The sequence below is a fragment of the Parafrankia sp. EAN1pec genome (assembly GCF_000018005.1).
GTDB classification, from domain to species: Bacteria; Actinomycetota; Actinomycetes; order Frankiales; family Frankiaceae; genus Parafrankia; species Parafrankia soli.
The window spans coordinates 7,209,177-7,216,997 of record NC_009921.1 but is presented as its reverse complement, the minus strand read 5'-3'; the positions used below and the strand labels follow the sequence as shown (position 1 = coordinate 7,216,997).

Genomic DNA, 7,821 nt, shown 5'->3' with positions numbered 1-7,821 from the left:
GGTTAATCCGACCAAAATCCAGTCAGGTAGCGATTTCGCTGCATAACTAGTTACGGAAGGTTGATGTTGCGGTGCGGGGTATAAGAAAATCGCTCGCGGCGATATGCGTCGCGGCGGCCGTCATGGTCGGAATCGTGGCTTGCGGCAGCGATGACGACGGGGGCGCGTCCCAGGAGGGGGGGACCGCGGCGGCGGCCGGGTTCCCGGTCACGATCAAGCATGCGTTCGGATCGACGACCATTCCCGCGGAGCCGAAGAAAATCATCGCGCTGAGCTACGAGGAGGACACGCTCGCGGCGCTCGGAATCACGCCGATCGCCTACGGTCAGAACCCCGGCAAGCCGGACGGGGACTTCCCCTGGCTCGAGGGCAGGATCGACCTCGCGGACAGCACGGCGCTCGACACCAGCGGCGACCTCAACCTCGAGCAGATCGCCGCACTCGATCCCGACCTGATCCTCGCGACGAACTTCTACGGGCTGGCGGACTACTACGACCGCCTCAGCGAGATCGCGCCGACCGTCGCCTACGAGACCGACGCCGGTATCTCGACCTGGCAGGACGTGAGCACGGTGATCGGGAAGGCGGTTGGTCGTGAGGCCGACGTCGCGAAGGCGATCGAAGCCACCGAGAAGATCGTCTCCGACGCGGCCGCGGAGCTGCCCGGGCTGGCGGGCAAGACGTTCAGCTACAGCTACTACTACGAGTCCAACGGGCTCGCCGTGATCGACGACCCGGAGACGATCTCCATCCAGCTCTACGGCCAGCTCGGGATGAAGCTGTCGCCGCGGGTCACCGCGAGCGTCGTCGACCGCGCGCTGAGCATGGAGAAGATCGGTGAGCTCGACGCCGACTTCATGATGATCGGCTTCGCGACCGACGAACTGCGCACCGAGATGAAGGCCAACGAGCTGTACACGAGGATCCCGGCGGTCATGGACGGCCGGGCGCAGGAGGTCGACGCCTTCACGGCGGGTGCGGTCAACAACCCGACCATCCTGAACATCCCCTGGCAGCTCGAGCAGCTCAAGCCCACCCTGGCCAAGGTCGCGGCGGCGGGCTGACCAGTCGGGATCACGTCCGGGCGAGCCGGGTGACGCGCGGCGTGCGCGCGTCACCCGACTCGTCGCCGATCGTCGTCGCCGCCAGCGTCAGCAGTGGTGCCGGTGCCGTCGGCGGCGGCGGCGAGCCCCGACCGCTACGGCTGCCGGGTAAGGTAACCGCCCATCGTGGTGAAGTACTCCGTCGCCGGCAGCTCGCGCCCGTCGTCGGTGCGGACCGTCCGGACCAGCAGCCCATGGCTGCGGCCGCGCCGCGCCTCGGCGCCGGCCACGATGACGACCCCGTCACCCTCCCGGATGAAGATCCGTCCGGGAGTGCCGCCGTAGATGCCCTTCGACACCTCCGCGGAGACGATCCGCAGCCGCTCGCCGTTGCGGTACGTGTAGGCGTTGGGGTACGGGTCGCACTGGGCGCGGACGAGCCGGTCGAGCTCCTCGGCCGTCCAGGTCCAGTCGATGAGGCTGTCCAGCGGCGATCGCTTGTGGAAGAAGCTCGCCTTCGAGCGGTCCTGCTTCTCCCACTCGGTGCGCCCGGACGCCATCAGCTCCAGGCCCTCCACAGCCATCGGGCCGAACAGGGCCAGGGTGCGGTGGAACAGGTCGGCCGTCGTGTCGCGCGGGCCGACCTGCACCCGCCGCTGCAGGACGACGTCACCGGCGTCGAGGACGTCGGTCATCATGTGCGCGGTCACGCCCACCTCCGGCTCGCCGTTGATGAGCGCCCAGATCAGCGGCGCGAACCCGGCGTAGGCCGGCAGCAGCGAGTCGTGGATGTTCAGCGTTCCCAGTCGAGGCAGGTTGAAAATCTGCGGCGGAATCCAGGTGCGCCAGTTCGTGGCGACGATGACGTCGGGGTCGGCCGCCTTGAGCAGCGACATCAGATCCTCGTCATCGGGGCGGTTCCGGATGGCCACCGGCACGCCGGCCTCGGTGGCGAGATCGGCGACCGAGTCGTCCCAGATCTTCTCGTAATCGCCTTCGCCCTTTTCGTGCGTGACGACGAGAGTGACGTCATTGTCGGAGTCGAGCAGCGCCTGCAGTGTTCGATGTCCCCAGGTCTGATATCCGAACATTACAACGCGCATGTCGATGCTTCTCCTCTGATCGGCGCTTCGTGCGGTGATTTCTCTGGAACACTGCTTCATGGTGGATGCGCCGATCGGCCGGTCGCGCTCTCGAAATCGGGCAGGTCAAGGGCGGGGATGTCGCGGGATTCGCCGGTGACGTCAGGTGTCGGCCGCCGGTTTCCCCGGATACGCCGCGCCGCCGGCTCGCGTGGAATCCGACCCGTCGGCGGGCTGGCGGGCGACCGCCCCCGGAATACCGGAGCCCGGCCCTCGCGCGGCGACGGTGCCGCCGGCCGGAAAGCGGCGCGGTGGCCGAGCCTTTCCGGTCAGCGGACTCCTCGTGCTTCGGGGTTCACGCGGGCCGAGCGGAAGCCCGCTCGCGACATGACCGTCGGACGCTTAAGTGAGGCTTACCTATGTTGTGATGTTCCGCGGCGCATGTCAAGTGAATCGGGCATGCACGGACCCGAATCGCGTCGTCAGGGCGCATCCCGACGGCCCGACCCCACACCCGGAGCGAACAACGCCCGAACCGAACCGCACCACGGCGGCAGCGGTCACCGGCCGGCGGTCACCGGCCGGTTCACGGACCGTCGACCTGACCTACCTGACTACCCGACCGGGCGGTCGGTGCCGGCCGTGATCAGGCGCCGCCGCCGGGGGGCGTGGGGACGACCTGGGTGGGCGTGGGCCCAGCGCCGGTCGGCGAGACCTCCGTCGGCGGTGTGGTCGCAGGTGCCGACGACGCCGGCGCGGTGGTCACCGGTGGTGTTGTCGGCCCCGCCGTGGGAGTCGTCTCGGGCGGATCGGTCTCCGCCGGCGGGGGCGGAGGCGTCGGAGTGGTCGTCCGCCGTGCCCGGGGCGTGTAGGCCGGCCGGTTCGGCGTCTGAACCGGCTCGGTGACGACCACGTCGGTGGTCGGCAGCGGGTCCGGTGTCCGCGGGGCGAACGACGGCGAGGGAGACGTGCCCTCCGCGCTGGTGCCGTCGGAGCCGCCCCCGTTGCCGGTGAACAGCAGGGTGAGCGCGACGGCGAGACCCGCCAGCACCGCCACCGCCGCGCCGGCGACGATCGCGATCGTCGGCGGCCGACCCTTGCGGGCCGATCCACGGGGGGCGTCGCCGCGGTGGTCGCCGCGCCCCGCGGCCGGTGCCCGGTGCGAGACGCCGCCCCCGCGACCGGCGCGTTCGCCGTCCCGGTCCAGCGAGAGCAGGCCGGCGGCCATGTTGGCGTCGTCCTGGTCGAACATGTCGACGGCCGCGGCGAGCGCGCCGATCTGGGTGATGTCGTCGTGCGGGCCAGTGCTCGCCACGCCCGGCCCGGTCACCGGCGCGTGCCCGACGGCCGTCAGATCGTCGCCCGGAGTCGACAGGTCCGCCCGCGGCGGCAGGGGCGTCATCTCCCGGCCCGGCATCAGCCGGTCGGTCACCCCGATGTCGCCGCTCGGCGCCGGCTGGCGGTCGGTCCGTGGCACCGACGAAGGCGGCGGCGGGGCCAGGTTCTCCAGGCCGTCGTCAGACGAGGGCTCGTCCGCGGCGGGCTCGGACTGGCGGCCGCGCGGATTCGTCACGACATCGGGGACGGGGGTGGCGTTGCGCGCGATGGGCGTCAGCCGGCGGCGGATCTCGTCGACGTCCGGGCGCAGCTCGGCGGGACGGTCGAGCAGGTCGGTGAGCAGCCCGCGCAGCGGCCCGGCGAGCCGGAACGGCCGCCGCCGGCCCTCCACCACGGCGCTCAGCACCGCGTAGGTCTCCGGGCCCTCGAAGGGCGGGCAGCCCTCGACCGCCGAGTAGAGCGTCGCGCCGAGCCCCCACAGGTCGCTCGCGGGCGTGCCCGAGGAGCCACGCACCCGCTCCGGGGCGATGTAGGCCGGGGAGCCGACGAGCGCGCCCGTCCCGGTCAGGGTCACGTCGCCCTCGGTCGCGGCGATGCCGAAGTCGGTGAGGCGAACCCGGTTGTCCCGGCCGAGCAGGACGTTGCCCGGCTTCACGTCACGGTGCAGCACACCGGCCGAGTGGGCGGCGGCGAGGGCGTCGGCCAGCGCCAGCCCGATCGCGGCGACCTGGTCGAACGGCAGCGGGCCATGGTTCTTGATGGTGTCGCCGAGGCTGTCCGCGTCGACGAGCTCCATGATGATCCAGTGCCGCTCGTGCTCCTCGACGACGTCGAAGACCGAGACGATGGCCGGGCTGTGCAGCCGGGCCAGCGCACGCGCCTCGCGCAGCACCCGGGCCCGGATGGCATCCCGCTCCGCCTGCGCGCCCGCCATCGGCACGAGGATTTCCTTAATTGCGACTGGCCGCTGGAGCAGCTCGTCCTCGCCGCACCACACAACGCCGGCGCCACCGCGCCCGATAGGTGTGTCGAGGCGGTAGCGCTGCGCTACATAGCGGGGTGTGCCGTGCCGAGAGGTGTCGGGGGGCACGCTCGCCGATCTGGCCATCGAGTCAAGTCTGACAGACGAATTGACTGGACCGGACGCAACCCCGCCGGCCATCGGACCCGTCAGGCCGGCAACCGGCCCTGAGGCTCCTCATGAGGCCGGCCTGAAGGTCGCGAAGAGCTGTCGCATGAGCGGCTGATCCGCCTCCCACAGCTCCTCGGCCGTGTACCAGTACAGAGCGTATCCATGCCCGTTTCGCACCGCGCCACGGTTGAGCACATGCACCGTCCCCCCACCGGAGGCGTAGGTGAACTCCCAGTCGGCCTGTGTCGCGCCGTCCGCCCCGTCACCTGGTTCGATCCGTACCCGCCGGTAGTCCCGCACTCGATCCCGGAAGCTGATTTCGTTCGTGCGCCAGTCCTCAATAGCGGAGGTGTTCGCACTCGCGATGCTCCCGATGCGCAAGAACGTACCAGTAGCCGGATCCACGAAGTCCGTATTCCCCTCGCCCCCGGGGCCGGGCCGCCGCTGCCAGCGCGACGGGTAGGCGATCGACCAGCCTGTCGGATCGACGTAGGAGACCCAGCCCGGAGGCGCCGTGACCGGCTCAGAATTCGACGCGACCAGGTCTCCAGCCTGGACTGCTGCGGCTTCCTGGTCAGCCTGGACGGTCGGGCGCGGCCCGGCTCCGGCCGGCTCCGCACCGTCGTCACCCCCGCCGAACACCAGGACGGCGGCGACGACCGCAAGCGCGATCACGACGACGGACGCGATGAGGATCACAGCCAGGCGACGTCCGCGGCTGGGCGTAACGGCGCTCGCCCCGTCCGGACGCCCCAGCACCCCACCCGGGTGCCGCCGCTCCTCCGGCTGCCGTTCGGAGGGCGGGCGGAACAGGTTCTGCCCACTCGTCGGCGGCTCCTGCTCCGGCTCCCGTCGCGGATGGGCGGCGGCGCGGGATGCGCTCGACGGACCCGCGGAGATCCCCGGACCGGAATCGCCGGAGGCCGTGGACCTGCCCGGCCGGGAGAACAACGCCGCGGCCGCCGAGTACCGGCGCCCCACAGCGGACGTCGGTTCCGTGGCGGTGCCTGGCGTTCCCGTGGCGTCGGGCGTACTCCTCGTCCCGGCTGTCCCGGTGGCCTTGGCTGTCCCGGTGGCCGTGGTGGCGGCCGGTTCGGTGCCCGCGGAACCGGCCGGGCCCGGCACCGTTCCCGTCGCGGCCGATGCCGCACCGGCGCCGGGTATCGGCAGGCCGCCGGTCATCGGATCCAACGAGTCCTGGGATGTCCGCGCCCGCGCCGGGATGCCACCGAGTGCCCGCATGCGGTCGACCGGTCGCAGCCGCTCAGCGCCCCGGGGACGCTCAACCGTCGCGCCCCGCCGCCGCTCCATCGCCCGGAGCCGCTCCAGCCGACCGGTCAACCGCGGGTGCGCACCAGCCGTTCCCGACTGTCTCGCCGTTCCCGCCGGCCGTGCGTCGCTCGTCGCCGGCTCGCCTGCCCCGACCCGGCTCGCCGTGGGTTCGACGGCCGCCGAGTCCGGTATCGGGGAGCCGGCATCCTCCGCGGCGATGACCGCCGCGCTGTCTGTACCGATGTCGATGCGGGTGTCATTGTCCGCGTCGGACCCGGTGTTGCCCGTGCTCGCCGGCGACGTCCGGGTCAGCACGGTTCCGTCCGGCGATGCCTCGGCCAGCAGGGTGTCGTCCGCCAGCACCCCGCCGGGCACGGTGTCATTCGGCGGCGCCTCGCCGGGCAGGGTGCCGGGCAGGGTGTCGTCTGATGGTGTCTCGCCGGGCAGGGTGTCGTCCGACAGTGGGCCGCCGGGCACGGTGTCGTCTGACAGTGCCTCGCCAGGCATGGTGTCGTCCGGTGGTGCCTCGCTGGGCGCCGCGTTCATCAGCACGGTGCCGGCCAGCCCCGGGGCGGCTGGCGGTGGGCCGGCGGGTGCGCCGCCGGCCGGTGCTGTCGTCGTGCCCGTGAGCAGCGCGGTCAGGTCCGCGCCGCCGTCCTCCGGGGACGAGTGGTCGTCGGACGTTTCGTCGTCCTCCGCCATGGCGTTGTGCGTCTCACCGGCGCGCGCGCCGGCGGTCGCCGGTCCACCGAGGACGGACTCGCCGAGGACGGTGGTCTCGTCGGGCCCGGCATACTGGCTGACCACGGTGTCCTGGTCGGCCGGGGATGCGCCGCCCGTGGATGCTCCGCCCGCGGTGAACGTGTCACCGCCGTCCGCCGCGAACCCGGCCGGGATCGGGGCCGTCGGAGGCCCGGGGGCGACGGGTGCGGGGGCGACGGGTGCGGGGGCCGCGGGTGTGCCCGACGTCGGAGTGATCGCTGTTACCGCGGGCCGGGATGGTCGGCTGCGGGCCCGGGAGGGCCGGGTGTCCCCGCCGCGTTCGAGGATGTCGCGCAGCCGCGAGCGCACCGTCGCCAGACTCGGCCGGCGTGCCTGGTGGGTGGCCATGAGATCGTCGATCACGGGCGCGAGCCGCCCGGCGGCGCGGAACGGCCGGCGCCGGCTCTGCACCACCGCGGCGAGAATGGAGATCGGGTCGTTCCCGGGGAACGGGGAGACCCCCTCGACGCTGGTGAACAGCGTGGCGCCCAGCCCCCACCGGTCGCTGGCGGCCGTTCCGGCGTCGCCGCGGGCCCGCTCGGGTGCCAGGTAGGCCGGGGAGCCGAGAACCATCCCGGTGCTGGTCAGCCGAGGGTCGCCATGGCTGACGGCGATCCCGAAGTCGGTGAGCCGGGCGCGTTCGTCCGCTGTCACCAGGACATTGCTCGGCTTCACGTCACGGTGCACGATGCCCAGGCGGTGGGCGGCCTCCAGCGCGTAGGCGAGGCTGATGCCGATGCGGCAGACCTCGCCGACCCCGAGCCGCCCGCGCTCCTCGATGATCGCCGACAGGGACCGCCCGTCGACGAATTCCATGACGATCCAGGGCAGGTCGCCCTCGGCGATGACGTCCAGGACCGCGACCGCGCCGGGATGATGCAGCCGGCCGGCGGCGCGCGCCTCCCGCAGCACCCGCTCCCGCGCGAGCTCCCGCTCCCGCTCGCTGCCGTCGGTGGGGAGCCGGACCTCCTTGACGGCGACCTGCCGGCCGAGCAGCTCGTCGGTGGCCCGGTGCACGACACCGAAGCCGCCCTGGCCGATCACCCCGTCCAGCCGGTACCGACGCCCGACGAGAGCGCGTGGACCGGCTGGACCGGGTTCGCCCCGGCGCTCGCCTGACATCGGTTGTCCTCTCCGCTGCGCGTTGACGATTTCATGGGATCACATCCGGTCCGCTCACCGGCAGTGGGGC

At 72.3% G+C, this 7,821-nt stretch carries 4 protein-coding genes; 1 reads left to right on the top strand and 3 read right to left on the bottom strand.

Going from position 1 to position 7,821, the window contains the following annotated elements; genetic code table 11:
• Window positions 1–71 precede the first annotated feature (71 nt).
• A complete protein-coding gene (locus FRANEAN1_RS29390) occupies window positions 72–1,064 on the top strand; it encodes an iron-siderophore ABC transporter substrate-binding protein (protein WP_020463382.1) in 993 nt (330 codons plus the stop codon).
• A 134-nt stretch (window positions 1,065–1,198) separates the two neighbouring features.
• On the opposite strand, the gene FRANEAN1_RS29385 is transcribed toward FRANEAN1_RS29390, so the two are convergent.
• The 3 genes from FRANEAN1_RS29385 to FRANEAN1_RS29375 all read right to left on the bottom strand — a co-directional run bounded on the left by FRANEAN1_RS29385 (window position 1,199) and on the right by FRANEAN1_RS29375 (window position 7,751).
• Window positions 1,199–2,146 carry a methionyl-tRNA formyltransferase gene (locus FRANEAN1_RS29385; protein ID WP_020463381.1) on the bottom strand — a complete coding sequence of 316 codons (948 nt, stop codon included), beginning with the start codon at window positions 2,144–2,146 and terminating at the stop codon, window positions 1,199–1,201.
• 625 nt (window positions 2,147–2,771) lie between these two features.
• On the bottom strand, window positions 2,772–4,571 hold the full coding sequence (locus FRANEAN1_RS29380; RefSeq protein ID WP_049795788.1) for a protein kinase: 1,800 nt from the start codon (window positions 4,569–4,571) through the stop codon (window positions 2,772–2,774).
• Between the two features lie 90 nt (window positions 4,572–4,661).
• On the bottom strand, window positions 4,662–7,751 hold the full coding sequence (locus tag FRANEAN1_RS29375; RefSeq protein ID WP_020463379.1) for a serine/threonine-protein kinase: 3,090 nt from the start codon (window positions 7,749–7,751) through the stop codon (window positions 4,662–4,664).
• Between the last annotated feature and the right edge of the window lie 70 nt (window positions 7,752–7,821).

Coding starts and splice junctions, on each gene's coding strand:
- FRANEAN1_RS29375 (WP_020463379.1), bottom strand. CDS start 7,751: ATGTCAGGCGAGCGCCGGGGCGAACCCGGTCCAGCCGGTCCACGCGCT.
- FRANEAN1_RS29380 (WP_049795788.1), bottom strand. CDS start 4,571: ATGGCCAGATCGGCGAGCGTGCCCCCCGACACCTCTCGGCACGGCACA.
- FRANEAN1_RS29385 (WP_020463381.1), bottom strand. CDS start 2,146: ATGCGCGTTGTAATGTTCGGATATCAGACCTGGGGACATCGAACACTG.